Source organism: Corynebacterium sp. ACRPQ (genome assembly GCF_022347225.1).
In the GTDB taxonomy this organism is placed as follows: Bacteria; Actinomycetota; Actinomycetes; order Mycobacteriales; family Mycobacteriaceae; genus Corynebacterium; species Corynebacterium tuberculostearicum_D.
The window spans coordinates 11,874-38,753 of sequence record NZ_JAKRNF010000015.1 but is presented as its reverse complement, the minus strand read 5'-3'; the positions used below and the strand labels follow the sequence as shown (position 1 = coordinate 38,753).

Annotated in this window: 24 protein-coding genes and 1 pseudogene; 11 read left to right on the top strand and 14 right to left on the bottom strand. The window is 60.7% G+C overall.

What is annotated here, in order from left to right; all coding sequences use genetic code 11:
* Positions 1–22: 22 nt before the first annotated feature.
* Positions 23–2,869, top strand: coding sequence for a leucine--tRNA ligase (leuS, locus tag MHY24_RS09365; RefSeq protein ID WP_204610696.1), 2,847 nt, complete (start codon positions 23–25; stop codon positions 2,867–2,869).
* Here leuS and MHY24_RS09360 read toward each other — a convergent pair whose 3' ends face one another.
* The gene (locus tag MHY24_RS09360; RefSeq protein ID WP_239193660.1) at positions 2,870–3,511 is read right to left on the bottom strand and encodes a hypothetical protein; all 642 of its coding nucleotides are present in this window, start codon (positions 3,509–3,511) and stop codon (positions 2,870–2,872) included.
* A 335-nt stretch (positions 3,512–3,846) separates the two neighbouring features.
* On the opposite strand from MHY24_RS09360, the gene MHY24_RS09355 reads away from it, so the two are divergent.
* Positions 3,847–4,305 (top strand): MarR family winged helix-turn-helix transcriptional regulator, encoded by a 459-nt coding sequence (locus MHY24_RS09355; RefSeq protein ID WP_204610700.1) that lies wholly within the window; start codon positions 3,847–3,849, stop codon positions 4,303–4,305.
* 78 nt (positions 4,306–4,383) lie between these two features.
* Here MHY24_RS09355 and MHY24_RS09350 read toward each other — a convergent pair whose 3' ends face one another.
* Positions 4,384–5,358, bottom strand: a complete 975-nt coding sequence (locus tag MHY24_RS09350; protein WP_179387129.1) for an MDR family oxidoreductase — start codon at positions 5,356–5,358, stop codon at positions 4,384–4,386.
* 78 nt (positions 5,359–5,436) lie between these two features.
* Here MHY24_RS09350 and MHY24_RS09345 point away from each other — a divergent pair, with 78 nt between their 5' ends.
* A complete protein-coding gene (locus MHY24_RS09345; protein ID WP_239230143.1) occupies positions 5,437–6,027 on the top strand; it encodes a VanZ family protein in 591 nt (196 codons plus the stop codon).
* 149 nt (positions 6,028–6,176) lie between these two features.
* Here the strand turns inward: MHY24_RS09345 and MHY24_RS09340 are convergent, their stop codons facing one another.
* The 4 genes and pseudogenes from MHY24_RS09340 to MHY24_RS09325 all read right to left on the bottom strand — a co-directional run bounded on the left by MHY24_RS09340 (position 6,177) and on the right by MHY24_RS09325 (position 9,696).
* Positions 6,177–6,929 (bottom strand): DUF364 domain-containing protein, encoded by a 753-nt coding sequence (locus tag MHY24_RS09340; protein WP_204610704.1) that lies wholly within the window; start codon positions 6,927–6,929, stop codon positions 6,177–6,179.
* A gap of 82 nt (positions 6,930–7,011) precedes the next feature.
* Positions 7,012–7,986, bottom strand: coding sequence for an NAD(P)-binding domain-containing protein (locus MHY24_RS09335; RefSeq protein WP_239230141.1), 975 nt, complete (start codon positions 7,984–7,986; stop codon positions 7,012–7,014).
* Positions 7,986–8,603, bottom strand: a complete 618-nt coding sequence (locus MHY24_RS09330) for a response regulator transcription factor (protein WP_239230139.1) — start codon at positions 8,601–8,603, stop codon at positions 7,986–7,988. Before MHY24_RS09330 ends, MHY24_RS09335 begins: the two co-directional genes overlap by 1 nt.
* Positions 8,596–9,696 (bottom strand): annotated as a pseudogene (locus tag MHY24_RS09325) (sensor histidine kinase). Before MHY24_RS09325 ends, MHY24_RS09330 begins: the two are co-directional and overlap by 8 nt.
* A 153-nt stretch (positions 9,697–9,849) precedes the next feature.
* Here MHY24_RS09325 and MHY24_RS09320 point away from each other — a divergent pair.
* Together MHY24_RS09320 and MHY24_RS09315 are read left to right on the top strand one after the other, a co-directional pair.
* Entirely contained in the window at positions 9,850–10,833 is a 984-nt protein-coding gene (locus MHY24_RS09320; RefSeq protein ID WP_239230137.1) for an ABC transporter permease, read from the top strand.
* Between the two features lies 1 nt (position 10,834).
* A complete protein-coding gene (locus MHY24_RS09315) occupies positions 10,835–11,476 on the top strand; it encodes an ABC transporter ATP-binding protein (RefSeq protein ID WP_239230135.1) in 642 nt (213 codons plus the stop codon).
* On the opposite strand, the gene MHY24_RS09310 is transcribed toward MHY24_RS09315, so the two are convergent.
* On the bottom strand, positions 11,473–13,050 hold the full coding sequence (locus MHY24_RS09310) for a bifunctional ADP-dependent NAD(P)H-hydrate dehydratase/NAD(P)H-hydrate epimerase (protein ID WP_239230133.1): 1,578 nt from the start codon (positions 13,048–13,050) through the stop codon (positions 11,473–11,475). The two genes, MHY24_RS09315 and MHY24_RS09310, sit on opposite strands and share 4 nt — an antisense overlap.
* Before the next feature lie 18 nt (positions 13,051–13,068).
* Positions 13,069–13,884 (bottom strand): Fpg/Nei family DNA glycosylase, encoded by an 816-nt coding sequence (locus MHY24_RS09305; protein WP_239230131.1) that lies wholly within the window; start codon positions 13,882–13,884, stop codon positions 13,069–13,071.
* A 127-nt stretch (positions 13,885–14,011) separates the two neighbouring features.
* Here MHY24_RS09305 and MHY24_RS09300 point away from each other — a divergent pair, with 127 nt between their 5' ends.
* Both MHY24_RS09300 and MHY24_RS09295 read left to right on the top strand, forming a co-directional pair.
* On the top strand, positions 14,012–15,508 hold the full coding sequence (locus tag MHY24_RS09300; protein ID WP_005326977.1) for a DUF1846 domain-containing protein: 1,497 nt from the start codon (positions 14,012–14,014) through the stop codon (positions 15,506–15,508).
* A 191-nt stretch (positions 15,509–15,699) separates the two neighbouring features.
* Positions 15,700–16,635: a rhodanese-related sulfurtransferase gene (locus tag MHY24_RS09295; RefSeq protein WP_239230129.1), complete on the top strand. Its 936-nt coding sequence runs from the start codon at positions 15,700–15,702 to the stop codon at positions 16,633–16,635.
* On the opposite strand, the gene MHY24_RS09290 is transcribed toward MHY24_RS09295, so the two are convergent.
* From MHY24_RS09290 to MHY24_RS09265, 6 genes are all read right to left on the bottom strand, one after another.
* A complete protein-coding gene (locus tag MHY24_RS09290) occupies positions 16,632–17,378 on the bottom strand; it encodes an aminotransferase class IV (protein WP_239230127.1) in 747 nt (248 codons plus the stop codon). The genes MHY24_RS09295 and MHY24_RS09290 overlap by 4 nt on opposite strands.
* Positions 17,375–19,234, bottom strand: a complete 1,860-nt coding sequence (locus MHY24_RS09285; RefSeq protein ID WP_239230116.1) for a chorismate-binding protein — start codon at positions 19,232–19,234, stop codon at positions 17,375–17,377. Before MHY24_RS09285 ends, MHY24_RS09290 begins: the two co-directional genes overlap by 4 nt.
* Before the next feature lie 17 nt (positions 19,235–19,251).
* On the bottom strand, positions 19,252–19,734 hold the full coding sequence (locus MHY24_RS09280; protein ID WP_239230106.1) for a hypothetical protein: 483 nt from the start codon (positions 19,732–19,734) through the stop codon (positions 19,252–19,254).
* 9 nt (positions 19,735–19,743) lie between these two features.
* Positions 19,744–20,715 carry a universal stress protein gene (locus MHY24_RS09275; RefSeq protein ID WP_239230104.1) on the bottom strand — a complete coding sequence of 324 codons (972 nt, stop codon included), beginning with the start codon at positions 20,713–20,715 and terminating at the stop codon, positions 19,744–19,746.
* Positions 20,716–20,801: 86 nt separating this feature from the next.
* On the bottom strand, positions 20,802–21,302 hold the full coding sequence (locus MHY24_RS09270; protein WP_239230102.1) for a MarR family winged helix-turn-helix transcriptional regulator: 501 nt from the start codon (positions 21,300–21,302) through the stop codon (positions 20,802–20,804).
* A gap of 54 nt (positions 21,303–21,356) precedes the next feature.
* Positions 21,357–22,445, bottom strand: a complete 1,089-nt coding sequence (locus MHY24_RS09265) for an inositol-3-phosphate synthase (RefSeq protein ID WP_239230100.1) — start codon at positions 22,443–22,445, stop codon at positions 21,357–21,359.
* A 117-nt stretch (positions 22,446–22,562) separates the two neighbouring features.
* Between MHY24_RS09265 and MHY24_RS09260 the strand changes: the two genes are divergently transcribed.
* The 4 genes from MHY24_RS09260 to MHY24_RS09245 all read left to right on the top strand — a co-directional run bounded on the left by MHY24_RS09260 (position 22,563) and on the right by MHY24_RS09245 (position 26,854).
* Positions 22,563–22,940, top strand: coding sequence for a DUF5318 family protein (locus tag MHY24_RS09260; RefSeq protein WP_034667960.1), 378 nt, complete (start codon positions 22,563–22,565; stop codon positions 22,938–22,940).
* Positions 22,941–23,015: 75 nt separating this feature from the next.
* Positions 23,016–25,265, top strand: coding sequence for a transglycosylase domain-containing protein (locus MHY24_RS09255; protein WP_239230089.1), 2,250 nt, complete (start codon positions 23,016–23,018; stop codon positions 25,263–25,265).
* 6 nt (positions 25,266–25,271) lie between these two features.
* Positions 25,272–26,669 carry a glycosyltransferase 87 family protein gene (locus MHY24_RS09250; protein ID WP_239230087.1) on the top strand — a complete coding sequence of 466 codons (1,398 nt, stop codon included), beginning with the start codon at positions 25,272–25,274 and terminating at the stop codon, positions 26,667–26,669.
* Positions 26,666–26,854 carry a hypothetical protein gene (locus tag MHY24_RS09245; RefSeq protein ID WP_198492222.1) on the top strand — a complete coding sequence of 63 codons (189 nt, stop codon included), beginning with the start codon at positions 26,666–26,668 and terminating at the stop codon, positions 26,852–26,854. Before MHY24_RS09250 ends, MHY24_RS09245 begins: the two co-directional genes overlap by 4 nt.
* The last annotated feature ends 26 nt before the right edge of the window (positions 26,855–26,880 follow it).

Sequence of the window (26,880 nt, the reverse complement as noted above, 5' to 3'; positions counted from 1 at the left end):
GCGGCTATTACACTGTGTGATTATGACTACCCAGAGCGATTCCACTTCGTACCGCTATACCCCGGAGCTGGCGAACCAGATCGAGAAGACTTGGCAGCAGTACTGGAAAGACAATGGCACCTTTAATGCCCCGAACCCGGTAGGCGAGCTCGCCACCGATGCGGGCGAGTTGCCTAAGGAAAAGCTCAATGTGCAGGATATGTTCCCCTACCCTTCTGGTGCAGGCCTGCACGTGGGACACCCACTGGGATATATTGCCACCGATACTTATGCCCGCTATAACCGCATGCTGGGCAAGAACGTGCTGCACACCTTGGGCTACGACGCCTTCGGCCTGCCGGCCGAGCAGTACGCCATTCAGACCGGTACCCACCCGCGCACCACCACCGAGGCAAATATCGAAAACATGCGCCGCCAGCTGGGCATGTTGGGCCTGGGCCACGATCCGCGCCGCTCTGTGGAATCAACCGATCCGGAATTCTTCAAGTGGACGCAGTGGATCTTCCTGCAGATTTATAACTCTTGGTTCGATGAGGAGCAGCAGAAGGCGCGCCCGATTGCAGAGCTCATCAAGGAACTAGAGGCCAATAAGCGCACCACTAAGGACGGCCGCTACTACGAGGACCTCACCGAAGAGGAAAAGGCCGCGGCCATCGATGAATTCCGCTTGGTCTACCTGTCTAATTCCACGGTGAATTGGTGCCCGGGCCTGGGTACCGTGCTGGCAAACGAGGAGGTCACCGCTGAGGGTAAGTCCGAGCGCGGCAATTTCCCGGTCTTCCGCAAGAACCTCTCGCAGTGGATGATGCGCATTACTGCCTACTCCGATCGCTTGCTGGATGACCTGGAGCTTTTGGATTGGCCGGACAAGGTCAAGTCCATGCAGCGCAATTGGATTGGCCGTTCCCGCGGCGCAGAGGTCTCCTTCCCTGCCGAGGGCTACGAGATCGAGGTCTTTACCACCCGCCCGGATACCCTCTTCGGCGCCGAGTACGTGGTGCTGGCCCCGGAGCATGAGCTTGTCGACGCCCTCCTCTCCCCCATCCCTTATGACGATGACGTGGATGAGCGTTGGACCTATGGCCACGATGATCCGAAGGAGGCCGTGGAGTCCTACCGTACCGATATTGCCGCCAAGTCCGACCTGGAGCGCCAGGAGAACAAGGAAAAGACTGGCGTCTTCCTGGGTACTTATGCCACCAACCCGGTCTCTGGCAAGAAGGTCCCGATCTTCATCGCCGACTATGTGTTGACCGGCTACGGCACCGGCGCCATCATGGCAGTTCCCGCGCACGACACCCGTGACTACGAGTTCGCCCAGGCCTTCGGCCTACCCATTACGGAGGTTGTCTCTGGCGGAAACGTGGAGGAAGAAGCCTGGACCGAGGACGGCGCGTTGGTTAATTCCTCCAACGACAAGGGCCTGGATCTCAACGGCCTGAACAAGCCCGAGGCCATTGCCACGGCCATCGAATGGCTGGAAAAGGACGGCTCCGGCCGGGAAAAGGTGCAGTACAAGCTGCGCGATTGGCTCTTCGCCCGCCAGCGTTACTGGGGCGAGCCCTTCCCCATCGTCTATGACAAGGACGGCTTTGCCCACGCCCTGCCGGAATCCATGCTGCCGGTAGAGCTGCCAGAGGTGGAAGATTATAAGCCCGTTTCCTTTGATCCAGAGGACAAGGACTCCGAGCCACAACCACCACTGGCAAAGGTGCGCGATTGGGTCGAGGTAGAACTCGATTTGGGCGACGGCCCACAGACCTATTTCCGCGATACCAACGTTATGCCGCAGTGGGCGGGTTCTTCCTGGTACCAGCTGCGCTATATCGATCCCCGCAATGATGAGGCATTCTGCGATATCGAGAACGAGCGCTACTGGACCGGCCCGCGTCCGGAGCAGCATGGCCCGCAGGACCCGGGAGGCGTGGACCTCTACGTCGGCGGCGTCGAGCACGCCGTGCTGCACCTGCTCTACTCCCGCTTCTGGCATAAGGTGCTCTTTGACCTGGGTTTTGTTAGCTCCCAAGAGCCCTACCGCCGCCTGTACAACCAGGGCTATATCCAGGCCTATGCCTACACGGATTCCCGCGGCGTGTACGTTCCGGCCGCTGAAGTAGAGGAAAAGGACGGCAAGTTCTACTACAACGGAGAAGAGGTCAATCAGGAGTACGGCAAGATGGGCAAGTCCCTCAAGAACGCCGTTGCTCCGGACGATATTTGCCGCGGCTTCGGTGCCGATACCCTGCGCGTTTATGAGATGTCCATGGGTCCGCTGGATACGTCTCGCCCGTGGGCTACCAAGGATGTCGTAGGCTCCCAGCGATTCTTGCAGCGCCTGTGGCGCCTAGCCGTCAACGAGGACACCGGCGAGCTGGCGACTACCGACGCCGCCTTGAGCGAGGATGACCTCAAGCAGCTCCACCGCACCATCGCGGGCGTGCGCGATGATTACGAGAACCTGCGGCTTAATACCGTGGTGGCGAAGCTCATCGAGTACGTCAACTACCTGACCAAGACCTACCGCACCGAGGCCCCACGCGCCGCCGTAGAGCCGATAGCACAGTTGGTCTCCCCCATTGCCCCGCATATTGCGGAGGAATTGTGGCAGCGCTTCGGCCATGACGAGACCATCACCTACCAGCCCTTCCCCACTTTTGAGGAAAAGTACCTGGTAGACGATGAGATCGAGGTGCCGGTTCAAATCAATGGCAAGGTCAAGGCTCGCATCAACGTTGCCGCTGATGCGGACCAGGACGCGGTCTTTGAGGTTGCCCTCGCCGACGCAAAGATTACTGATTTGACCAGCGGAAAGAACGTAGTGAAGAAGATTTACGTTCCGGGCCGCATGGTCAACCTCGTGGTCAAGTAGTTACTCGTCCCAATATTCCGTGGCGCATAGCGCAATGCCGTGCGCCCGGATCCCCTGGCCTACCTCCAGCTTCTCGTTCACAATGAGCGGGAGGCCGTCGAGGTCGCATACCCAAAACTCCCCCATGCCCAGCTCATTGCTGTGCTTGGCGACGCCCCCGATAGTCCCCGCCACCTCTACCTGCGGGTTAAGCATGCTGGGCTTGAAGTTCCGGTAGAAGCGCTCGGTAGCAGGCGAAGTCAAGGAAAACTCTTCCGGCTCCCCTACCTCGTATTTCAATGCCACAACCGCCGGCCGCACCTGTCCCTGGAGCTTCTCTCCGCCGACCGGGTTGCCTGCTGGCAGGGCAAAAGGCGCATCCGCCAGCGCCGCGAACCGTAAATCCCCCGTTTCCACAATGCCGATATAGGGCGTTGCGCGATATATCGTGCCCGGTGCCTCTTCCCCACCCCGGTACGAAGGCACCGCGGCCCACTCCCCTTCGTATTCCATAGCTGTGACCGCCATGCCGGACGGGTCGGCGTGGAATAGCACTCGATCAAATCCGGGCGCCTCCCACATGTCGTGGTCGGTAGGTAGCTCCGCAACGAGCTCTTCCATATCCGCGAAGTCGAAACCGCACGTGCTAAATAGCTTATCCATGTTTGCCATTCTAAACGCTGCTGTCTTCTCTGCTGGAGCGGTGATTGCGTTCGCAGCCGCATCTTTTCCGCGAGTAGTTGCTTCACTATTTAATTTTCCGTTCAAGAACATATCTACTCAAACAATGGTGGGTTTCAGCAGATAGGTATTCAAAAGCAAAACATAAGTGCTTTCGAGACCAAAGGCATTGGTTTGGGAAATTGTGGAATTCCTATACACACATCACCGTGCAGTAGTGGGAGTTGGTATATCAACTCCCAACAATCCAATGAGTTGCTAGATCAACTTTGCAGTATAGACTGTTGATAGGAGGAGACCGCCAAAGGAGGAATGCGATGCGTGTTGAGCAGAGTGCGGCGTGGGGTGACTTTGTTGCCATGCAGGAAGCGCTCCACGCGCGGCTTTCTGGGGAGTTGCAGAGTGGCTCTAGTTTGAGCGAGGCAGACTACGCGGTCTTGGCCGTGCTGTATCGTCGCCGCCAGATTCCAACACGCCCGCATGAACTGGCGGCAGAGCTTCGGTGGGAGAAGTCGCGGCTGCATCGGCAGTTAGTGCGCATGGAGTCCCGAAAATTGGTTTCCAGGCGCGAGGCGCCGGAGTTGGGAACCCGCGCGGTTGAAGTCACTGTGACGGAAAAGGGAAGTAGTGCTTTCAACGCGGCGATCGCGCGACATACCGCCGCAGTTGAGGAGATCGTGGTGGGTACCCTTAGTGACGAAGACCTACAAACCTTGGGCAGGATTTCCCGCACGTTGCTACGCGGGGTAGTTAAAGAGGGCACGTCGGAAAGCTAGAGCTTCGCGTAGTAACCGGGCATACAAAAAGGCACCCGCCGAGATGGCGGGTGCCGTACAAGACTATGTAGGGGTGGCCTAGGAAATCTTGAGGACGGTGCGTCCGTGGTGGGTTCCCTCGAGGAGGGACTTGGATTCCTCGACAACGTCCGACAGTGGAATCGTATTGGTCAGGGACTTGAGGATGGACAAGTCCAGCTTGCGCGCGAGCAGCTGCCATGCGTTCTGGCGGTAGTGCAGCGGGGCGTCGACAGAGTTAACGCCGGCCAGGTGTACGTTGCGCAGAATGAACGGCAAGACGGTGGTGGGAAGGTCTGGGCCGGCGGCCATACCGGTGGAAGCGACGGTGCCGCCCCACACGGTACGGGCCAAAACATTGGCCAGGACGTGGGAGCCGGAGGTGTCGACGGCACCGGCATAGCTAGCCTTTTGTAGTGGCTTTCCGGCCTCGGCGAACTCGGCGCGGTCCACAATGGTGTGGGCGCCTAGCTCGTGGAGGTACTGGGAGTAGTCATCCGGGCGGCCGGTCATCGCGTGAACCTCGTAGCCGGCATTGGAAAGGAGGTTCACGGCGATGGAGCCCACGCCACCGGTGGCGCCGGTGACCAGGACCGGACCGTCGGGCAGCCCGCGCAGAGAATTAACGCACAGTGCGGCAGTGTAGCCTGCGGTGCCAACGGCGGCCGCCTGCTCTGCGGTGAAGTCCGCGGGCAGGGCGACGGTTGCTTGGGAGTTGACGCGCTGCTTCGGGGTGTAGCCGCCGTGGCGGAATTCACCGAGGCCATCGCCGAAGGATGCTACCAAGGTGCCAACTGGGAGGCGCTCGACGCTAGATTCAGAAACCGTGCCGACCACGTCGATGCCCGGAACCAGCGGGCTGGTGCGCATGACGCCGCGGTCACCTGCGATAGCCATGGCGTCCTTGTAGTTCAGGGAAGAATAAGAAACATCAACGGTAAGGTCGCCCTCGCCGAGGAACTCTCCCTCTTCGAAGGAGGTCGTAACGGACTTATCTTCGTTGCGAGTTACTAGTAGCGTGCTCATGCTCACCATCGTACGTTAAATGTGATGCAGGGATTTAACAGCGAATCTCACGGGGATTTTTCAGACTCGCTTGTTAGCTTGAGCAACATGACGATGACCACGACATCCACCCGCATCTCGCGCCAGGTTGGGGCGCCGGGCGTGCCCGCTCGGCCCACCCTGTGGCGCAATGCCGGTATCGCCTGCGTGGTCGTTTTGATGGCAATCGCCGTAGCTACGGTGGGTAAGCCATTTATTGATATCCCCGGCGTGATCGATGCCAGTGCGCATGCTCGCCGCAGCCTCGATCTGCAGATGTTCAACGGCTTTAATAACCCTCATCCGTGGTGGGGTCCGTGGACCAATACCTTTGGCAATATCGCGCTGTTTATGCCGCTTGGGGCGTGCCTGGTGGTGCTGGGACAGAATTCGCGGCGCGTTCGCTTCGGCCGCGGTGGAACCATCCTTCTGGCAATGGCGCTCAGCCTGGGTATCGAAATTACCCAATACGTATTCTCGTTGGGATTTAGCGATGTCGATGACCTCGTTTTCAACACCCTCGGTGCGTCTGTGGGCGCATTCCTAGTAAGCCGCAGCAGCGCAAAGGCGCAGCTGCGGACTGTACGCGTCATTGGGTGGCTTGCGGCATTGAGCTTGGGTGCATTACTGCTTGCCGTTATGGCCGGGGTAGTTCTCTAGAAACTAGGCCTCGAGCGGTGGGCCTTAGGCTGGTTGGTGTCGCAACTTAGGCGCAACGTGATCCTCGTGCCTTATGTGCGGGAGAAAACCATCGACGAGCTAGCAGAAATCTATGCAGTAGCATGCGAGGCGCTTTTGGAGGCGCGGCCTTAGGCGGATAATTCCACTCGGTGGCCCCAGTCAAACATGGTGGTGCCGGCATCGGTGCCACTTAAGCCCTCGAACATAGCGAGGGGAGAGGTGGGAACCATTCCGGTGACCTGCGATACGCCGTAGTCTTCCAGCAGTACCGGGGCTAAGGGAGTTGATGGGCCTAGGACGACATTGAAGGACTCGCGAGAGAGCTCGAGCAGGCGGGGAGCGGTCTTGTTGACAAAGGCGGAGCCGGTAATGAAGACATAATCGCACTCGGGCAGGATGTATTCGGCGGCGGAATCGGGATAGTCGCCATCATTGAGCGAGCGCTCCAACATATAAAAATCTGCAGCCTGGTTGAGTGCCTTGGGCGCAAAAGGGAAGTGGCCAATGACCGCGACCTTCTTCCCGGCGACGGCGTTGCGGAAGGGATCGAAGATGTGGGGCCAGGGGGCGTCGGCAAGCGCAAAGCCATTCTCGTCGGCCACGGAAGGCGTGGCGTAGTAGGAATTTAGCGCGGCCATGCCGAAGGAAGCCTCCGAGAAATTCCAACTCTTGGCCAGCTGGGCGATGGCGCGTAAAGGAACACCGGAGTACTCGGCGCGCATCTGGGCCGGGCGAGAAGTTGCTGACATGGTCATGGCCATGCCGCAGCTAGGGCTTTCGGTGTATACCCGGGTCCACCGCGGGCCTTGGGCGGCGCGGGAGACCACTATGTCACGGGGAATGGCATCGATGAGGTCATCGTAGAGATCCCAGGCAGACATGTATAAACCAGCTTTCCCACATTGTGTCGCACTCTCTGTGTGAAGGCAGTGTAGTCGAATTAGCTGGGACTAACCTATCGCTTTAGTCACATATATTCGCTACATCGTGCGCGGTTTGCCTGGCAAACGGGCTTACCCCGGTAATGGTTGCGGAGCCAGGGCCGGTCCACGTGCCATAACCCACGAGGAAAAGGCCATCGACGGTGGGGGAGGTGCCATCAAGAAGCCCGCGGATGGGCCGGAGGGCAGGCCGGAAACCGGTGCACCAGATGAGGTGGTCTGCGGTGACTTCTTCAAGCGAAGAAAACATGGGGGTGGCCTGCAAAAGCCCTGAATCCCGTGCGCGTAGGACCGGCGGAACCATCACAATATCGCCTAGGTTGGAATCCGCGCCGGGGTCTGGCTCGCCGCGCAGCATGGCGTTGAGGCGGGCGCGATTGCGCTGAAAGAGTACGCGGCCGTCAACATCATCGGGCATCCACCGCGGGGAGTTGCGGGTATACCAGGTGGTATCCACGCCGGCAAGCAGGAGCTCGGCCGCGATCTGGGCACCGGAATTGGCCGCGCCCACGACCGCCACGGTGGACCCGGCAAAGTCCTCTGGGCCTGGGTAGAAGGCTGAATGCCATTGCTGTCCGCCAAAATCGCCGGGGTAGTAGGGGATAAAGGGCGCGGACCACGTGCCCGTGGCCGCCACGACCGTGCGCGCGGTCAGCTGCTCTGTACCGGCAAAGACGTGGAAGCACGCGCCGTCATGGTCGACCTTATCCACTTTGACTGGCCGGCGAATGGGCAGTTCATAGCGCTGCTCGTAGCGCGCAAAATAGTCGATGACGTGGCTGGCCGGCGGAAAGCCCTCGTGGTGGGGCATGGGCCATCCCGGCAGGTTAGAGGAGGCGGAATTGCTAAAGAGCGTAAGCGAAGGCCAGGTGTGGCGCCAGGCCGCGCCGGGGCCGGGTTCAGCGTCCAGAATGACAAAATCCAGCCCCTTCTTGCGCAGGTAGTAGCCCACCGCAAGACCCGCCTGACCGGCGCCAATGACTATGCAGTCCAGCATTAAATGAGCTTCCTCTCCCGCGCCACGGTCACCGCGGCGGTGCGAGTTTCCACGCCCAGCTTCTGAAAAATGTGAATGAGGTGGGTCTTGACCGTGGCTTCAGAGATGAAGAGCTGCTTGGCTAGTTCTTTATTGGAGGAACCGGTGGACAGCGCCCGGAGGATTTCTAGCTCGCGGGTGGACAGCGATTCTTGCGGCCGGCCCACACGTTGGGCGAGGAGGTCCACTACCTCCGGTGCCAAGGTGCGGCGGTGCGCGGCGGTATTGAGTACGGCCTCGTGCAGCGCCTGCTCGGGGGAATCTTTAAGCAGATAGCCCATCGCGCCGGCCTCCACCGCGGCAAGGATATCGGCCTGCGTGTCATAGGTGGTCAAGATGAGCACGGGTGGGCCGCCGGCCTCCACTACCCGCTTGGTGGCTGCGATGCCATCCATGCCGGGCATCTGGATATCGCAGACCACGGCGTCTACCTGCGGGGCATCGTCCGTAAAGAGCTTATCCACATCCGCACCGGTGGAGCCTTCCATGACTACCTCGACATCGGAGAAGGTACTGAGGATGGCGCGCAGGCCGGCCCGGACCACTGGGTGATCATCAATCAGCATGACATTAACCATTGCTTTTCTCCTTCAGCGGGATACGGACCGCCAAGGCGGTGCCCTCGCCGGATTCCAGGTTCATCGTGCCGCCCACAGCTTCCACGCGGCCGCGCAGGCCGGTAAGCCCGAAACCATGATCCCTGCCGCTAGGGCGAGGGGAGGCGGATAGTCCGCATCCATTATCAACGACGTCCAAGGTCACCGCATCCTCGAAAAGGCCGAGCGTGACCACGGCGCGCGAGGCGTGGGCATGTTTGATGACGTTATTCAGGCCCTCTTGCGCGGCGCGCACAATGACCTCTTTTATGTGTTCGGGCACCTTGCCGCTGCCGGAAACCACCAGCTCAAAGGTTGTGTCCTCGCCTAAGGCTTTCACGCGGCTGCGCATCTGGGACAACAGGGAAGTCAGCTGGGTTTCCAGCCGCTCATCGGGGCCGGCAAGCTCGCGGACGAAGCGGCGTGCCTCAGCCAGGTTTTCGCTCGCGACGTCCTCGATGACCGCCAGCTGCTCCTCCTTAGTCGCTGGATCATCGGTGCCGCGGGCCGCGCGGGAGAGCAGCAAGATAGAGCTGAGGCCTTGCGCTACGGTGTCATGGATCTCGCGGGAGAGGCGCTCGCGCTCCTCTAGCCAGCCGGCTTGGTGCTCGCTGGCGGCCAGCTCGGCTTGGGTTTCGCGCAGCTGCTTGGCGATGTCCCTGTGGTGCGCCGCCTCTGCCTGCAGCCGCCGCTGGATGAAAAAGACCGTAGCCGCGAAGGCGGTACCGATAAGTGGTCCTACGGCCGCAGCGATGGACCAGCCCTCGGGGTGCAGCCAGGCGGGAATAAAGGCGGCCGCTGCCCACAGCACGGCGATGGAGACCAACCCGGGCACGGTGGGCAGGGCACGCAGAAAGACAAAAATGAGCGGGAACTCCAGCCACATGAAATCCTGCGCATGCACCATCAGGCCCAGCCACAGCAGGCATAGCCCACTCAGCCATTACCATGTGGGCAGCCAACGCTGTGCGGCGTACACCACGGCGAGGGCGATGGCTAAGCCGATTACCCGGGCGTCGAGCCGGCCATCCACATAGGCGCGCGCCACGCCGAAGACCAGCAGAAACGCGAACATGGCGTGCAGGCCATAGACCCATAATTTTTGTCCCTTAAACACAACCACCCAGGATATCCACGTACGGGTGGACCGTGAATCAACCACTTGGTTGACTCGAGGTTCAGCGAGCTGGCCGATTACTTCTGACCTGCATAAAGCGAATATAGAACTATGTTCCTAGCAATCAGAGAAATCACCACAGCGCGCGGCCGTTTCGCGCTCATCGGCGGCACGGTTGCGCTCATTACCCTTCTACTCGTGATGCTCTCCGGCCTGACGGAGGGTCTGTCCAAGCAAAATACTTCCGCGTTGGAATCCCTGGAAAAGGGATACCCGTATATCTCCTTCTCCACCGAGGAACCCTCCTTCAGCGAATCCGAGATGCACGCCGGCGATATCGCCAGCGACGGCATTCCGCTCGGTGTAGCGCAGACCAAGCTGGAGGGGCACGGCGGCGTTGCCGTCCTCAGCCTGCCGGCCGGCACCCAGGTTCCGGGTAGCGATAAGACCATCCCGGAGCAGGGCGTGCTCCTGCCAGAGTCCATCGACGCGGCCGATACCGTCACCCTAGGTGGCGCCGACCTTTCGGTGGAGGGCACCGTCCCAGAGACCATGTACTCCCACTCCGAGGTGGCGTGGGTCTCCACCGAGTCCTGGCAGCAGATTAGCCATGCGCCAGAAGGCGTGATCGGCACCGCAGCGCTGTATAAGTACGAGGTTCCAGGCTCCGTGAAGGTCTCCAAGTCCTTCTCTGGCCTGGCGGCCTATCAGTCTGAGCGCGGCTCGCTGCTTACCATGCAGGGCTTCTTGTACGGCATCTCCGCGCTGGTCACCGTCGCTTTCCTGACCGTATGGACCATCCAGCGCACCCGCGACCTGTCCATCCTGCGCGCGCTCGGCGCCACCGTGCGTTACCTCTTGCGCGATGCCCTGGCACAAGCCGCCATCATCTTGGCCGCCGGCACTATTGCGGGCGCCGTCGTTGGTTGGGTGCTCGGCGCGCTTGCTTCCGGCACCGTGCCCTTTGATGTTTCCCTGCGCACCATCGCCGTTCCCGCGGTTGGCATCTGGGCCCTCGGCATGGCCGGCGCCCTTATTGCTACCCGCCGCGTAGCTAAAGCCAACCCACTCGATGCCCTTGGAGGAAATGCTTAACATGTCCACCATTCTTGATATCCGCAACGCCACCGTGACCTACCAGGACGGTGAGACCACGACTACTGCGCTTGCCGACGCCTCCCTCATCGCCAAATCCAATACGCTTACCGCCATCGTGGGTGAGTCAGGGTCCGGCAAGTCCACGCTGCTGTCCGTAGCCGCAGGCCTCATCACCCCAGACTCCGGTTCCGTACACGTGGACGGTACCCGCTCCATCATCTTCCAGCAGGCCAACCTGCTGTCCTCGCTCAATGTGCGCGACCAATTGGTGATTATGGACCATATCGCTGGCCGCAAGCTGCGCCCACAGCGCGCCGATGAGCTATTGGAGTTTGTCGGCCTAGCGGGGATGGGAAACCGCCGCATGGGTCAGTTGTCCGGTGGCCAGCGCCAGCGCGTCAATATCGCCCGTGCGCTCATGGAGCAGCCGGACCTGCTCTTGGCCGATGAGCCCACCTCTGCGCTTGATTCCCACCTTTCGCAGGAGATCATCCGCCTCTTGCGCGATGTCACCCAGGAGATGAACACCGCCACCGTGCTGGTGACCCACGACCGCTCCCTGCTGAACTTCGCTGACCGCGTGGTGGAGGTCAAGGATGGCCACGTCTCCGAGCAGGAGAAGGTCTCTGCGCTCAGCTAGCGCTGCATGAGGAGTAGCCGGGCAATTGCCTGCGGCACGGCCGCGGCAATCTGGGAGGCGGAGCAAAGGCCAAAGCCGTCTGGGGTGTGGGCGGCAATGGCCGCCGCGTGTTGGTGGATGGCCGCGGCGTGCAGGACTTCCATAATGATCGCCTCCGCATCCGCCTCGGCGGCATCCAGTTGCGCGAGCGTGGCGCCGAGGATGCCAGAGAGTACGTCACCAGAACCGGCGGTGGCCGCGTAGGAGTGCCCAGCGTTCATGCCATAAATTTTCTGGCCTGGGGCCGTGACCATGGTGATCCGGCCCTTGTGCAGGATGAAGCAGTCGAGCGCATCGGAAAGCTCCCGCAGGCGCACCCCGAGCCCCTCCGAAAGATCAAGCTTGCGGTCAAGAGTTTCCGCGTAGAGCCGCTCAAACTCCCCGGCATGCGGGGTCAGGACGGCGCAGGGATGATCGCGCACGAGTTCGCGTAGATCGCCGTCGGTCGAGAGCACGGTCAGCGCATCGGCGTCGATAATGGTGGGCAGCCCGCGTTCTAGCACGGCGCGCAATTCGGCGGCCGCCTCCGGTCCGGTGCCCCGCCCTGGGCCTACGACCCAGGCTTGGGCGTGGACTTTTTCTTGGGCGCTGGCATGAGGCACTACCTCCGGCAGGCTCGCGACCACGGAGTCATTGCCCACGACGCGAACCATGGACGGCGTGGCGCGCACCGCGCCCGTGGCGGCGAGGATACCCGCGCCGGGATAGGCGCTGCTGCCAGCACAGACCGCGGTCACCCCGCCGGTGTACTTGGTGCTTGTCGCCCCCGGAGTCGGATCCAGGATTGGTCCAGTGCAGCCCACCGGCTTCGGGGCGGTGACCAGGCCTTGTTCTCCCGAAAGCACCGGCTCAGTCGGCCACTGGTAGGGCAGGGGAATAGTGGGTTCATTGGCGATATAGCCCACCGGCTCCGCGGTAGCGGAAAGCTCTTCTGCAAAGGAGCGCGGGGCGCCGGGCAGGCGCAGATCGCAGAGCACCACCGCACCGCATTCCGGGGCAAAAATATGTCCGGCACGAGCCCAGCCAAAGCTAATGGTCACGTCTGCCTCTACGGCTTCGGCTGCGGCCACGCCGGTATCGGCGTTAATGCCTGAAGGAATGTCCACTGCTACTACCGGCACCCCACGCTCCTTGGCCTCGGTATAGGCCCTCAATGGGGCACCGGAAAGGCCGCGAGTGGAGGCGAGGCCGGCGACGGCGTCGATAAGCAGATCGGCGTCTCCTAGGCCGCGGGCTATGGTTCCGCCGGCCGCGGTAAATGCCTCTAGCGCGGGTTCGTGGGCGCTATCCGCCGCAAGGATGGCCTCCACTGAGTAGCCCTCTTCTGCCAGGAAAGCGCCAGCATAAAGGCCATCGCCACCGTTGCCGCCTGGCCCGGCAAGGATAGTTACGTGCCGTCCAGAGTCGAGCATGCTTGTGGCCGTGGCTGCTACGCCTCGTGCGGCCAAGCGCATGAGCTCATCGTCAAAGTTCTGCTGGGATAGAAGGGAACGCTCTGCCGCGCGGACGGCGGCAACGCTATAGGCATGTCGCATGCCCGCCAGGATAGGCCTTTAAGGGGCCGGTTGGCAGGTCGGGCACCAAAATAGGTTGCGTCCCTCCATGACCTTTTCTGCCACCGGGGTGCCGCAGATATAGCAAGGTAGGCCGGCGCGGCGATAGACGTAGACCTCGCCGCCGTGGTCATCCTTGCGCGGTTCGCGGCCCATGGCCTCGGGGGAGTGCTCGGGCCGTACGGTATCGATGCGGCCGTGCTCCACCCCGTACTCCATCAGATCCACCAAGTCCGCCCACGTGGCGTCAAAGGTTTCACGGGAAACATCTCGGCCTGGTAGGAAAGGGGAGAGGCCGTGGCGAAACAGAGTTTCCGCCCGGTAAATATTGCCCACGCCGGCATAAAGGTGCTGATCCATCATGAGTGAGCCGATGCTGCGGCGCGATTTATGCACTTTGGCCCAGAGCGCCTCCACGTCGGCGTCCGTGCGCAGCGGGTCTTGGCCTACCTTGGCTAGCTGTGCGCGGTACTCCTCTTCAGTGAGCAGGCGGCAAAACTGCGGTCCGCGCAGATTAGCGGCCTCGGTGCCATTATCAATGCGCACCCGGATTTGTCCGCCTACTTCCTCGCGGGGCTCGAAGCGCAGCTTGCCAATCAGGCCTAAGTGAATATAGAGGATATGGCGCGGATCCTCGGCGCTAAAGTGCACGAAAAGGTGCTTGCCGTAGGTCTCTGCCAGCTCGATGCGCTCGCCATCGAGAAGCTCCGCCTCCGCCGCGAAGCGCCCCTGCGGGCTGGTCACGCGCAGCGGCATGCCGCGATAATCGGCGTTGAATTTACTAGCTAGGCGGTGGATGACGTGACCTTCAGGCATGGAATCCAGTCTAATCGGGAAGAATTTTCGGCCAAACCGGGCGCTAACCAGCTCACTTATTTGCGGGGTGACAATAGCGTAAACTCGAAATGCGGAATGATTTAACTCAGGGGAAGGCTTTCAAATCATGACGCAAAAAATCGGCTTTGACCGCGAGAAATATATTGAGCTGCAGTCGAAGCACATCCACGCCCGCCGCGAGGAAATCGGCGGCAAGCTCTACCTAGAGATGGGCGGCAAGCTTTTTGACGATATGCACGCCTCCCGCGTGCTGCCCGGCTTCACCCCGGACAATAAAATCGCGATGCTGGAGCGCATCAAAGAGGACGTAGAGATCCTCATCTGCATCAATGCGAAAGATATCTCCCGCCAGAAGGTACGCGCGGACCTGGGCATTCTTTATGAAGATGACCTGCTGCGTCTGGTGGACGTATTCCGCAGCCGCGGATTCTTGGTAGAAAACATCGTCATGACCCAGCTGGAGGAAGGCAATTCCCAAGCGGAGGCCTTCATCGAAAAGGTCGAGCGCCTCGGGCTCAAGGTGGCGCGCCACCGCGTTATTCCTGGCTACCCCACTAATACGGACCTCATCGTGTCCGAAGAGGGTTTTGGCCGCAATGAGTTTGCGGAAACCTCCCGTGACCTTGTCGTGGTCACCGCGCCGGGCCCTGGCTCCGGCAAGCTGGCCACCGCGCTCTCGCAGGTCTACCACGAGCACCAGCGCGGCAATAATGCCGGCTACGCCAAGTTTGAAACCTTCCCTATCTGGAATCTCCCCCTTGAACACCCCGTGAACCTGGCCTATGAGGCAGCCACGGTGGACCTCAACGATTCCAATATTATTGACCACTTCCACCTGTCCGCCCACGGCGAATCCACCGTGAACTACAACCGCGATGTGGAAGCGTTCCCGCTGCTGCGCACACTTTTGGAAAAGCTCACCGGCACCACCCCGTACCAGTCTCCGACGGATATGGGCGTGAACATGGCGGGCTTCTGCATTACTGACGACGCCGTGTGCCGCGCCGCCGCCCAGCAAGAAATCATCCGCCGTTACTTCAAGGCGCAGGTGGAAGAGGCTCGTGCGGGCCTAGGCACCGAGCAATCCGAGCGCGCCGCGGTCATCATGGCCAAGGCCGGCATCAAGGTAGAAGACCGCCCCGTGGTGGCACCTGCTCGCCAGCGCGCGGAAGAAACCGGCGAGCCCGCCTCCGCTATGCAGCTGCACGACGGCACCATGATCACCGGCCGCACCGCGCCCCTGCTGGGCTGCTCGGCGGCGATGCTGCTCAATGCACTGAAGCACTTGGCGGGCATCGACGACGATATTCACCTGCTGTCGCCCGAGTCCATCGAGCCGATTCAAACGCTCAAGACCAAGCACCTGGGTTCCAAGAACCCACGCCTGCATACCGACGAGGTGCTGATCGCTTTGTCCGTGTCTGCGGCGAAGGATGACAATGCCCGCAAGGCGCTGGAGCAGATCAAGGAACTTGCTGGTTGCGACGTCCACACCACCACCATCCTGGGTTCTGTGGACGAGGGAATCTTCCGCAACCTCGGTGTGCTCGTGACCTCTGATCCCGTCTTTGCCCGCAAGAAGGCGCTGTACCAGAAGCGCTAGAATTCTCACTGCAATCGTTCGTTCTTTCACTTTCACACTGATCCTCCTCACTTACAAAAGTGAGCTCCTCACTGTTAATAGTGAGGGATTGCAGTGTAGAAGTATGGCAATCGACTAGTCACTACAGGCCGTAACCGCAAGGTCAGACCTAAAGATTGGGGACTGCACAGCTGCAGGCCTAAGATTGGGGCGTGACTATTGGCAAAGTTCTCCTGTATTACTGCTTTACCCCCATCGAAGATCCCACCGCGATCATGCTGTGGCAGCGCACCCTGTGCGAGTCCCTGGGGCTCAAGGGGCGCATCCTCATTTCCGAGCACGGCATCAACGGCACCGTTGGCGGCGATATGGAAGCCTGCAAGCGCTACGTCCGCCAGACCAAGGAATACCCCGGCTTTAAGCGCATGCAGTTCAAGTGGTCCGAGGGCGGTGCGGATGACTTCCCGCGCCTTTCGGTCAAGGTGCGCGATGAAATCGTGGCCTTTGGCGCGCCGGGCGAGCTGAAGGTGGATGAAAACGGCGTCGTCGGCGGCGGCGTGCACCTCAAGCCCGAAGAGGTAAATAAGCTGGTAGAAGAGCGTGGCGAGGAGGTCGTCTTCTTTGACGGCCGCAATGCCATGGAAGCAGAGATTGGCAAGTTTAAAAATGCCGTCGTGCCCGATGTGAAAACCACGCATGACTTCATCGAGGAAATCGAATCCGGCAAGTATGACTGGATGAAGGATAAGCCGGTGGTGTCTTATTGCACCGGTGGCATTCGCTGCGAGATCCTGTCCTCGTTGATGAAGAACCGTGGCTTCAAAGAGGTCTATCAGATCGATGGCGGCATCGTGCGCTACGGCGAAAAGTACGGCAATGATGGCCTGTGGGAAGGCTCCATGTATGTCTTTGACAAGCGCATGCACCACGAGTTTGGCCAAGGACTCCAAGACCCCGGCTTCATCCAGCTGGGCCACTGCGTTCACTGCGGCAAGGGCACGAATACCTTCCACAATTGCATCAATGAAGATACCTGCCGCCAGCAGGTACTCATCTGTGATGATTGCATCCAGCATGTAGAAACTCAGCACTGCGGTCGGCCGGATTGCGCCGAAGTGGCAGCGCAGCTAGTCAAGCAGGAGAGCTAGTCGCCCGCCGTTTCCGTGCGGAAGCAACCCCACCACCAGTGCTGCCACGCGGTGGTATGCGGGCTGCTCGGCGGATAGATGACGCCGGTGGGGGCGTGTAGTTCGCTGACCGGGCTAATGCCGTGGAGCGAATTGAGGAACCACAGGGGGCGTTCGGCGGCGAGCTCGGGGGTGAGCGGGCGCGTTTCGGTGTGAATTCCAAGGTCCGAGGCGCGCTGGATGACCTGGCGCAGCGTGATGCTGGGTAGCGCCTGACCGGTGGGGAGGATGAGTGTCTCCCCATCCCAGGCGACGAGCGCGCCGGTGGTGGTCTCCACCATGGCACCGGAGGCATCCACGATGGCGGTGTCATCGGTGCCGTCTGCCTGATGCTTGTTGCGGTAGCGTGCCAGCGCTGGAAAATCGGGGCCCTTGACTAAAGGCTGCGTGCGCGGGTCGAGGGCTTGCACATAGGTCAGCCGGGTGGTTCGGCGCGCAGGGGGCGCGGGGCGAATGTCGAGGCGAAGGTGTCCGCCGGCAAGCGAGATGCGCGGGAAGAGATCACCGGGGCCGAAAAGTTGCAGCATCGCGGGGACGAAGCCGGCGGGAAGTGGGCCGGCCACCGACTCGAAGCGCTGGAGGTGCAGGGGGAGGGCGTTGGAGTGGGCGTCGGCAAGCGTCCGCCAAGAATCCGCAACGTCAAAGGGTCCGGGGTAGGGCTGGCTTGGAATGAAGCTGTCCTGGTGCCAGAGGTAGGTGCTCATTGCCACGCCCCCAACACGGATTGGGCCTTGAGGTTGCGCTCTTCTAGCTCGGCGGGCGGATCCGAATCCAGGACGATGGCCCCGCCGGCGCCGATGGTGACCTCACCGGCCGCCCGCACGGCCGTGCGGATGACCACGCTGAGATCGGATTGACCGTCAAACCCCAGGTAGCCCACCACGCCGGAGTACACGCCGCGCGGTCCCGTTTCGAGCTGGTCAATGATCTCGCAGGTGCGCAGCTTCGGCGCGCCCGTCATAGAGCCGGGAGGAAAGGTGGCGCGGAGGGCATCGACCACGGTGGCACTGGTGCGCAACTGCCCGGTAATGGTGGAGACCAGCTGATGGACGGTGGCGTAGCTTTCTACCTGCATCAACTTCGGCACGCGCACGCTGCCGGGCTCGCATACCCGGGAAAGATCATTGCGCAGTAGGTCAACGATCATGAGATTTTCGGCCCGTGTTTTCGGGTCCGTGGTCAGCAGCGCGGGATCCTGGTCGGCCGAGATGGTGCCCTTAATCGGCTTGGCCTCGACCTCACGGCCGCGCACGGTGAGGAAGCGCTCGGGCGAGGCGCTGCAGACCTCGACGCCGTCGAAGACGAGGTGCGCGGCGTAGGGAGCGGGATTGTGCGAGCGCAGTCGGGGATAGAGCTCACCTTCGGCCGCGGCCGTGTAGGTATCGGTCAGGCAGACCTCGTAGCTCTCGCCGGCGTGCAGGAATTCTTGGGCGCGCTTAATCTGCTCCAGGTAGCCAGGGCTGCGCCAGGAGCCCCCGCTTAGCGACGCCCCACCGTCCTCCTCCGTGGGCCGTGGTTCCTCTGCATCCAAGGCGGTCTCCAGGCGGTCCAAGAGATCCTCGGCGCCCTCACCGGCAAGGCAGCACAGGTGCGCGGTTTGTGCGTGATGGTCATAGACGATAAAGGACTGCGGCCGCACAAAGTAGGCATCGGGGTAAGGGGAGCGGTGGCGTAGCTCAATGGGCAGGGTGAGCTGGGCACATTCATAGCCCAAGTACCCGATGACCCCGCCGGTAAACGGGAGGGCCGGTGCGTCGATGATGCGGGTGGCGAGCTCGCGGTCGAGGAGGGTGAGGATATCGGGGGCGTCGCCAAGCTTATAGCGGAAAGAGCGACTCAATGCGCCGGCGGTATCGCCGAGGATGGAATAGCGCCCGCGGGGATCCGCGGAGTCGAGGAAGAAGGCATCGTTTCCCCCGGCTCGCAGGGCGGCAAAGACCCGTGGGCAGTCCACCGCGCCGGGGACTTCGCGGTGGAGCAGGCGGAACCCGCCCAGAAAGTTGCGCATAATGTCCCGGCCGTACTGGGTCAGCGCCGACTCCGGGTGAAATTGCACGCCCCAGTGCGGCAAGCCGTCGACCTTAAGCGCTTGGATGACGCCATCCTCGCTGCGGGCATGCACGGTAATGCCGGGGGCCTTATCTATATGCAGGGAGTGGTAGCGCACCACTTCAAAGTCTTGCGGGATTCCGGCAAAGATTCCTTCGCCCGAGTGACTGATGGTAGAGACAAAACCGTGGCGCGGCTGCGGGGCGCGGGATACTTGGGCACCGGCCAGCAGGCCTAGTCCCTGGTGGCCAAGGCATACACCCAGTACCGGAATCTCGGCCGCGGCTGCGGCGGCGATAAGGCCCCGGGCAGCACCGAAATCCTCCTCACGCTCCGGTGTGCCCGGGCCAGGAGAAATCACCACATGTGAAAATTCGCCGGCACGGACGCGCTCGGCCAGCCCGTCCGCTTCACCGGCGGCGACGACGAGTGGTTCGCGTCCGGCTACCTCCGCGATGAGGTGGGCAAGGTTGAAGGTATAAGAATCGTAATTATCAAGCAGGAGGATCATAGGGAGGCGGAAAGTATCTATGCGGTGGCCGAGTCCATGAGGAACAGCTGGATATCGGTAATGGTCCACAGCATGAAATTGCAGGCCATGACCCAGAAAATGGCCATCCAACTGCGCCACCGCAGATAGCGGCGCAGCTTGCGCACCATGATGATGGCGCAGCCGATCATGCCGAAGAAGGGAATGATCGGGGTGGTCAGGCTAAAGAAGGTGCGCTGCCCGTCGGTGCAGAGCCACGTGGCGGTGCCATCCTCACACAAGGGGCCGCCGGAGAGCCGAGTAACGAGTGCGACCGCGAAACCATAAAGCGCGGAGAGCGCAAGAACGCCGATCATGTACCAGACGGCCTGGCGGGTGGAGCGGCGGTTAGCAGCGGCAATCTGTAAAGGATCCGGCTCATCGGCCAGCTCATCAAAGCTCCGCGGTTCCGGGCGGCGCAGATTGGTATAGTCCGCATCGGAAGTTAGATCGTTTTCGGGATGCTCTGGTCGCAGGCTCATGCCCCAATCCTAACCGCAGGATGGGTGGACCAAGATAGGCACCCGAATATGCGGCAGCAGCTCCGTGGCGGTAGATCCCAAGAACACGCGGGCGATGGGGCCCTGCGGGGTGGAGGCCATGAGCATCAGATCGCCCTTCTTCCACTTGAGCGAATCCACCGCCCCGCCCCAGCCTGCACCGGAACCGATTTCTGAGGTGACATCCAGATCGGGGAATTTTTCTTGGATGCTATCGCGGGCGCGGTCCAGCATGGCGAGGGAATCCTCGAGCCACTCGGCTGCCAGCTTGAGCGCCATATCGTGCTTGTCTTTCGACGGCGTATTGAGCAGTCCCTTTGCTGAGAAGACAAGCAGGCGCAGCGGCAGATTCCAGCGGTTGGCGAGCTCCGCTGCGGCGAGCATCTCATGATCTTCGCGCGGGCTGCGTTCGGTGATGGCAAAGTTGAAGCGGGTGACGCCGTGCTTGGACAGCTTTACCTTGCGTGGCACCAAACCCAACGGCTGAGGAGAATAATGCAGCAAGGTATCGGCCGTAGAACCAGCAAAGAAACGGCCCTTCGGCGCAGCCTGGTTGGGGCCTAAGATGATGAGGTCTGCCTGGAATTTCTTGGCCATCTCCGTCAGTAGGTGGGGGCGCGAAGGCCCGTCGACCAAGAGGGAAGGCTTGTCATCCCAGCAGTTGCGGGGTACGCCGGCTTCATCGAGGGCGGCATGGGTAGCGGCCGCGCAGGCCTCCTTTTGTGCTTTAAACCATTTCTTATATTTTCCGCCCAGCTTGGTGAGGGAAGTAGTAGTCCACGGCTGAAACACGGTCGAGATGACGCGCACCTGGGTAGCGGCGGTACGGGAAAGCCACGCGGCACAATCTAGAGCCTCGGTGCCGGAGGAAGAAGGGCTCCAAGAAATAAGAATGCGAAGGGGTTTATCGGCCGAGCCCTTGCTCAAGGCCGGCAGATGCCCATCGGAAGAATCAGTTGCCATACGGAGTGAACTAGTGAGAGATTACGGTTTTCGTTTTCTCAATTATCACGTTAAGCCCACGAAAAATGAAATCACCGCGGGCAAAACTAGTGCTGTTCGCCGTTCATTGTGGGGCGATAGACATCAGCCAGCTTGGAGATGACGGTGGCAACGTCGTTCGCGGTCTCCAAATCCTTCGGCTCGAGCCACCGCATGATCTCTGCTAGGGCGGAGGCACGCTGCTGCGAGACGATGGCTAGTTCGGATTCGCCTAGTTGCGTCAGCGCTACCAAGACGCCGCGGCGGTCCTCTTCATCGCGGTGGCGTTCCACGTAGCCGCGGCGCTCTAGCTGATAGAGCGCGTTGGAGGCGGTGGGCATGCGGATAAGTTCTGCCTGCGCGATGGTGGAAACGCGGGACGGTCCGCGCATCCGCAGCTGGTTCATGATGGATACCTGCGAGGTGGTCAATGAAGAGCCTTCCGCCGTGCGCTGGAAAATAAGAATGAGCTTATTGAGCGCCGGCTGGATGGCACGCGCGACCTCGACCGCATCCTCGTATGTAGATGGGGACTGAGCGGGGCCTTTCTCATCATGTTGCTGCGTCATAGAAAACGATTGTATAGCCCGTTTTCCCTGCGCGGTAGTTCGGAAGTTAAAAAATTAGTTTCCGGCAATAAAGTCTTCTAGCTCGGCGCGCGCCACGTCATCGGCCTTTTGCACCGGCGGGGATTTCATCAAGTAGGACGAGGCAGCCAGTACTGGGCCCGCCACCCCGCGATCGAGAGCAATCTTGGCGGCGCGCACGGCATCAATGATGATGCCGGCGGAGTTTGGCGAGTCCCAGACCTCCAGCTTGTACTCCAAGTTCAGCGGTACTTCGCCGAAGGCGGAACCCTCTAAGCGGACATAGGCCCACTTACGGTCATCAAGCCATTCCACGTAATCGGAAGGTCCGATGTGGACGTTGCGGTCCTCCCGCTTGCCGGCGATGGGCGAGTTGTGCAGGTTAGAGGTTACGGCCTGCGTCTTGGAGATCTTTTTGGATTCGAGGCGCTCGCGCTCGAGCATATTCTTAAAATCCATATTGCCGCCTACGTTGAGCTGCATGGTGCGCTCCAAACGCACGCCGCGATCTTCAAAAAGCTTCGCCATGACGCGGTGAGTAATGGTCGCGCCCACCTGGGACTTAATATCATCGCCCACGATGGGCAGCCCGGCGTCTTCGAACTTCTTCGCCCATACCGGATCAGAGGCAATAAAGACCGGCAAGGCATTGACAAAGGCGCAGCCGGCATCGATGGCCGCCTGGGCGTAGAACTTATCCGCTTCTTCAGAGCCCACCGGTAGGTAGGAGACTACGACGTCGGCGCCGGACTGGCGGAGTGTGGCGGGGACGTCGGCAAGCGGGGCTTCCGATTCCGCGATGGATTCTTGGTAGTACCGGCCGAGGCCGTCCAGGGTAGGACCGCGCTGCACGGTAACGCCCAGCTCAGGGACGTCGGTAATGGAAATGGTGCAATTGCGGGAGCTGCGCGTAGCCTCCGCCAGGTCCTTGCCCACCTTGTCCGCATCCACGTCGAAGGCGGCAACGAATTCCACATCGCCTACGTGGTACGGGCCAAACTGGGCGTGCATCAAACCGGGAATATCTGCATCGGCCGCGGCGTTGCGATAAAACTCCACGCCTTCAATGAGGGACGTGGCGCAGTTGCCGACGCCCACGATGGCGACCTTTACTTTTTCGGACACGGTCTACTCCTTTAACTCCATGAGTTGTAGCTGTCAGTGACTGCGCAAGGGTAAGCCGAAAATTATGCCCTACGGTGGCATAACACCATGTGGATCGATCAAGAAGAGGTAATTAGGATGATCCGGGTGAATTCCGTTGCCTATAAGCATGTGCTCTCCCATGAGTGGGAGCGCGCCCACCATCTGCGCGAATTTCGCGCCGGGCAGCTCACGCGGGAGGACGTGTGCGATGCTGACTTTTTGCTGCGCGCCGCAGCTGAGCACCACGGGCGCACCATGGATAAGGAATGCCCCGTGTGCGGCGAGCCTTTGCGGCTTACGCGCTGGGTCTATGGCGAGAACCTCGGCCGCCGCGCCGGGAGTGCCCGCAGTGAGAAAGAAATAGCGGAGTTTGTAGCTGAGGGCTTGGAGTTTACGGTGCACGAGGTGGAGGTATGCCGCCAGTGCCGGTGGAACCACTTGTTGCGTTCTGCTACTGCATTTAACGCGTGTTAGTTCCCCGCGCACCGCCTTAGGCAGTAAGCTGCAATTATTTAGTTTGTGATCAGGGATGAATGAGGACACGAATCAGTGACCGAAAAGGAATCTACCGGCAAGTCCACTAAGGTGGCTCGCCCCAGCAAAAAGCAGGCGACAAAGAAGCGCCGCATCTGGCCGTGGGTCGTTTTGGCGTTCCTACTGGTCTTTGTGGCACTGCCTGCAGGACTTTTTGCCTACGCATACTCGCAATACTCCGTTCCGGAACCAAAGGACTTGGCCAATAACCAGGTATCCACCATTTACGCTGGCGATAACCAGACCCAGCTCGCCCGTTTGGTACCGCCGGAAGGCAACCGCACCCACGTGCAGTTGGACGAAATTCCAGAATACGTCCAGGACTCCGTGCTTGCCGCCGAGGATCGCGACTTCTGGGATAACTCCGGCTTCTCCTTCACCGGCCTCGGCCGCGCCGTGGTGGGTAAGGTAACCGGCAACGAAGACGCCGGTGGCGGCTCCACTATCACCCAGCAGTATGTGAAGAACACTCTGGTGGGCAACGAGTACTCCTACGTGCGCAAGATTCGCGAACTCATTTACTCGGTGAAAATGACCAATGAGTGGGACAAGAAGGATATCCTCAATGCCTATCTCAACACCGTGTATTTTGGACGCAATGCCTACGGAATCCAGGCAGCGTCTAATGCTTACTTTGATAAGGACGCCAAGGAACTCACCCCAGAGGAAGGCGCTATGCTCGCCGGACTCATTCAGTCCCCGTCCGGACTTGACCCGCGTGTAAACCAGGAGGCTTCCGAGGACCGCTGGAATTATGTCCTTGACGGCCTAGTAGGCATGGGCGATCTCACTCAGGAACAGCGCGATGGCATGGTCTTCCCGGAGACCCGCGATCCGGCCGAGTACTCCGCCTACACCGAAGCCCCAGGCGCTAATGGTCATATCAAGGACCAGGTCATTCGCGAGCTGGAAGAGGTAGGCATCACGGAAAACGAGGTGTCCACCGGTGGCCTGCGCATCACCACCACCATTGATATGAATGTGCAGAACAACACCATTCAGGCGGTAGATGATCAGATGGCTCCGTTGCAAAAGGATGCGCGGGCGGCCTCTGTAACCATCGACCCGAAGACCGGTGCGGTTCGCGGCTACTTTGGTGGCCACGATTCCAATGGTTGGGATTATGCAAACGCTCCACTGCAGACGGGCTCAACATTCAAGATCATGGCGCTAGCCGCCGCCCTGCAGCAGGGAATTGGTTTGGACACCAATTACTCTTCTGCCCCTTATCAGCTGCCAGGATCTGACTTGGTAAACAACGTGGGCAGCGGTTGCGGCGTGTGTAGCTTGCGCGAAGCTACCAAGCAGTCCTTGAATACTTCTTTCCTCCGCCTGCAGGCGGATCTCAAGCACGGTACGCAAGATACTGCGGACATGGCACACGCCCTTGGTGTGGCCAAGTCCCTGCCGGGCATTGAAAAGACGCTGACGGAAAACGGCAAGCAGCCATTCGAAGGCATTGTTCTGGGCCAGTACCAGTCCCGCCCGCTCGATATGGCCACCGCAATGTCCACCCTGGCTAACCAGGGCGTGTGGCATAACCCGCACTTTGTGCAGCGCGTAGAAAACGCTGCCGGCGAAGTGCTGTACGAGCACCCCGAAGACGAGGGCGAGCGCCGCGTATCGTCCAACGTGGCTAATAACGTCATCGAAGCCATGGAGCCGGTGGCCGCATGGTCTAATGGCGCTCTTGCCGGTGGCCGTGTTTCCGCCTCAAAGACCGGCACCACTCAGATGGGCGATACCGGAAATAACAAGGATGCCTGGATGGTCGGTGCCACCCCGCAGCTGGCTACCGCCGTGTGGGTAGGTACCGCGGACAACACCTCCGCCATCTTCGATCAGTACGGCGGCATCATGTACGGCGCCGGCGCGCCAACCAAGATTTGGAAGGCCGTGCTGGACAACTCCCTGGCCAACTCCGAATTCCAAAACTTCCCGGCTGCCTATCCGCTGGGATTCGGCAACATGGGCGCCGGAACGGCTGCTCCGGCCTATGACCCGAGCTGGGATAGCGGCGCTGGCGATACCCAGGACTACGAGGCCCCTGCCGAGCAAGCAGCTCCGGAAGAGGAAACCAAGCCGGCTCAGCCGGAGAACAAGCCGGAGAGCCCGAAGCCTGCCCCGAAACCGCAACGCGGCAATGGCAATAGCGGCAATGGTGGCAATAGCGGTAATAGCAACCAGGCACCGGCCCAGCCAGAGGCGCCGTCGTTGGATGACCTCATCGGCCCCGATAGCGACTTGGCAGACCTCCTAGGGTAGGCGGCAGTGACAGCGAATCCGCACCAGCGCATTCCCGCCTCCTCAGAACCCTTGGCCCGCGGGGTAATTGAATTCCTCGGCGGGCCAAGGGGCCGTTTTGCCGGTGTACGCCGCACCCAGTGGTGGACCCCGCTGCGCGCCATAATCGCCGTCGGCTGGGTTTTCCTGGCGTGCGGATTCCTCTCGAAGGCTAATTGCGCCGGCGGCACCCGCGGTGATGACGGGGTCATTAACCTAAATTGGGCGGGCAACCGCCAGTACACCTCATTTTGCTATAACGACATCATCCCGCTTTACGGCGGCCGCGGCCTCGATGAAGGCGGCTTCCCCTATGCCTATTCCTGGCAAGAGGGTGACCTGACCCGCTATATGGAGTACCCAGTCCTCGCAGGCCTATTCCAGGGGTTGATGGGATGGATCGCCCGCAATACGTACTCTCTGGTTGAGTGGGCCGGCATCCCGGAGGCCGGATGGTACTTCGGCCTGACCGCCTTGGTTATGGCGTGCATCTGGGTAGGCGTGCTCTACATGGTCTACCTGCTGGTGGGCAATCGCACTTGGGACACCATCCTCGTCGCCGCCAGCCCTCTTATCATTATTCACGCCTTCAGCAACTGGGATATCCCCTCCATTGCCTTTGCCGTAGGTGCGCTCCTGGCCGCCGCGCGCAAGCGCCCTGCCGTAGCGGGTGTCCTCATCGGCCTTGGCACTTCCTTTAAGCTGTGGCCGCTCTTTCTCTTGGGCGCATTCCTGGTCTTGGCGGTGCGCAATCGTCGCTGGCCGCAATTTTTCTACGCCTTGCTCGGCGCGGCCGTGACCTGGATCGTGGTCAACGCGCCGGTGGCCCTGAAGTATCCGGAGGCATGGCGCGAATTTTTCCGCCTCAACCAAGAGCGCGGTGCGGAGTGGACCACCATCTACTCGGTGCTCAGCCGCAATACTGGGATTAGCTTTAGCCCTGAGTTCCTCAATACCTTCAGCCTGGTGGCGTTTTTGGCTCTCTGTGCGGCGATTGCGGTGCTGGGCCTGCGCAGCTCAAGGACCCCGCGCATGGCCGAGCTGGTTTACCTCATCGTGGCAGCCTTCTTACTGTTCAACAAGGTGTGGTCGCCCCAGTATTCGTTGTGGCTATTGGTGCCCGCGGCGCTAGCCCTGCCACGCTGGCGCTTGGTCTTTAGCTGGGCGCTTGTCGATGCCCTTGTATGGCCCCTACTCATGTGGCACATGCTGGGAACAGACAATAAGGGTATTCCGCACGAGCTGCTTGACGTTGCGATTATCTCCCGCGACGCCCTCATTATCGCCATGGCTGTCCTCGTTATTCGCCAGATGTGCGGAAAAACCACGGATAAGGTGCGCGATGCGCACGCCGGCCGCGACCCCTTGGCAGGAGCATTCGCATGATCGTTACCTATATCGGAATGGCATCGATCTTCTTGGGATTCCTCTGCGTGATGGCAGCCTTCTGGCTCTTCCACAATCGGGAGGATCGTCGCGGGCCCATCGTGCTGGGGCTTTTGGCCATTCTTTTCCTCACCATCATTCCGGCGACGGCAGCTGTGTTTTTCGCCGCAACGACCACTGGTTAGATTTCTTTTCGCCGGTCATTTGCGGT

Coding starts and splice junctions, on each gene's coding strand:
- MHY24_RS09270 (WP_239230102.1), bottom strand. CDS start 21,302: ATGACGCAGCAACATGATGAGAAAGGCCCCGCTCAGTCCCCATCTACA.
- MHY24_RS09305 (WP_239230131.1), bottom strand. CDS start 13,884: ATGCCTGAAGGTCACGTCATCCACCGCCTAGCTAGTAAATTCAACGCC.
- MHY24_RS09330 (WP_239230139.1), bottom strand. CDS start 8,603: ATGGTTAATGTCATGCTGATTGATGATCACCCAGTGGTCCGGGCCGGC.
- leuS (WP_204610696.1), top strand. CDS start 23: ATGACTACCCAGAGCGATTCCACTTCGTACCGCTATACCCCGGAGCTG.
- MHY24_RS09280 (WP_239230106.1), bottom strand. CDS start 19,734: ATGAGCCTGCGACCAGAGCATCCCGAAAACGATCTAACTTCCGATGCG.
- MHY24_RS09310 (WP_239230133.1), bottom strand. CDS start 13,050: ATGCGACATGCCTATAGCGTTGCCGCCGTCCGCGCGGCAGAGCGTTCC.
- MHY24_RS09275 (WP_239230104.1), bottom strand. CDS start 20,715: ATGGCAACTGATTCTTCCGATGGGCATCTGCCGGCCTTGAGCAAGGGC.
- MHY24_RS09320 (WP_239230137.1), top strand. CDS start 9,850: ATGTTCCTAGCAATCAGAGAAATCACCACAGCGCGCGGCCGTTTCGCG.
- MHY24_RS09355 (WP_204610700.1), top strand. CDS start 3,847: ATGCGTGTTGAGCAGAGTGCGGCGTGGGGTGACTTTGTTGCCATGCAG.
- MHY24_RS09300 (WP_005326977.1), top strand. CDS start 14,012: ATGACGCAAAAAATCGGCTTTGACCGCGAGAAATATATTGAGCTGCAG.
- MHY24_RS09345 (WP_239230143.1), top strand. CDS start 5,437: ATGACGATGACCACGACATCCACCCGCATCTCGCGCCAGGTTGGGGCG.
- MHY24_RS09290 (WP_239230127.1), bottom strand. CDS start 17,378: ATGAGCACCTACCTCTGGCACCAGGACAGCTTCATTCCAAGCCAGCCC.
- MHY24_RS09335 (WP_239230141.1), bottom strand. CDS start 7,986: ATGCTGGACTGCATAGTCATTGGCGCCGGTCAGGCGGGTCTTGCGGTG.
- MHY24_RS09340 (WP_204610704.1), bottom strand. CDS start 6,929: ATGTCTGCCTGGGATCTCTACGATGACCTCATCGATGCCATTCCCCGT.
- MHY24_RS09315 (WP_239230135.1), top strand. CDS start 10,835: ATGTCCACCATTCTTGATATCCGCAACGCCACCGTGACCTACCAGGAC.
- MHY24_RS09245 (WP_198492222.1), top strand. CDS start 26,666: ATGATCGTTACCTATATCGGAATGGCATCGATCTTCTTGGGATTCCTC.
- MHY24_RS09360 (WP_239193660.1), bottom strand. CDS start 3,511: ATGGATAAGCTATTTAGCACGTGCGGTTTCGACTTCGCGGATATGGAA.
- MHY24_RS09285 (WP_239230116.1), bottom strand. CDS start 19,234: ATGATCCTCCTGCTTGATAATTACGATTCTTATACCTTCAACCTTGCC.
- MHY24_RS09350 (WP_179387129.1), bottom strand. CDS start 5,358: ATGGTGAGCATGAGCACGCTACTAGTAACTCGCAACGAAGATAAGTCC.
- MHY24_RS09260 (WP_034667960.1), top strand. CDS start 22,563: ATGATCCGGGTGAATTCCGTTGCCTATAAGCATGTGCTCTCCCATGAG.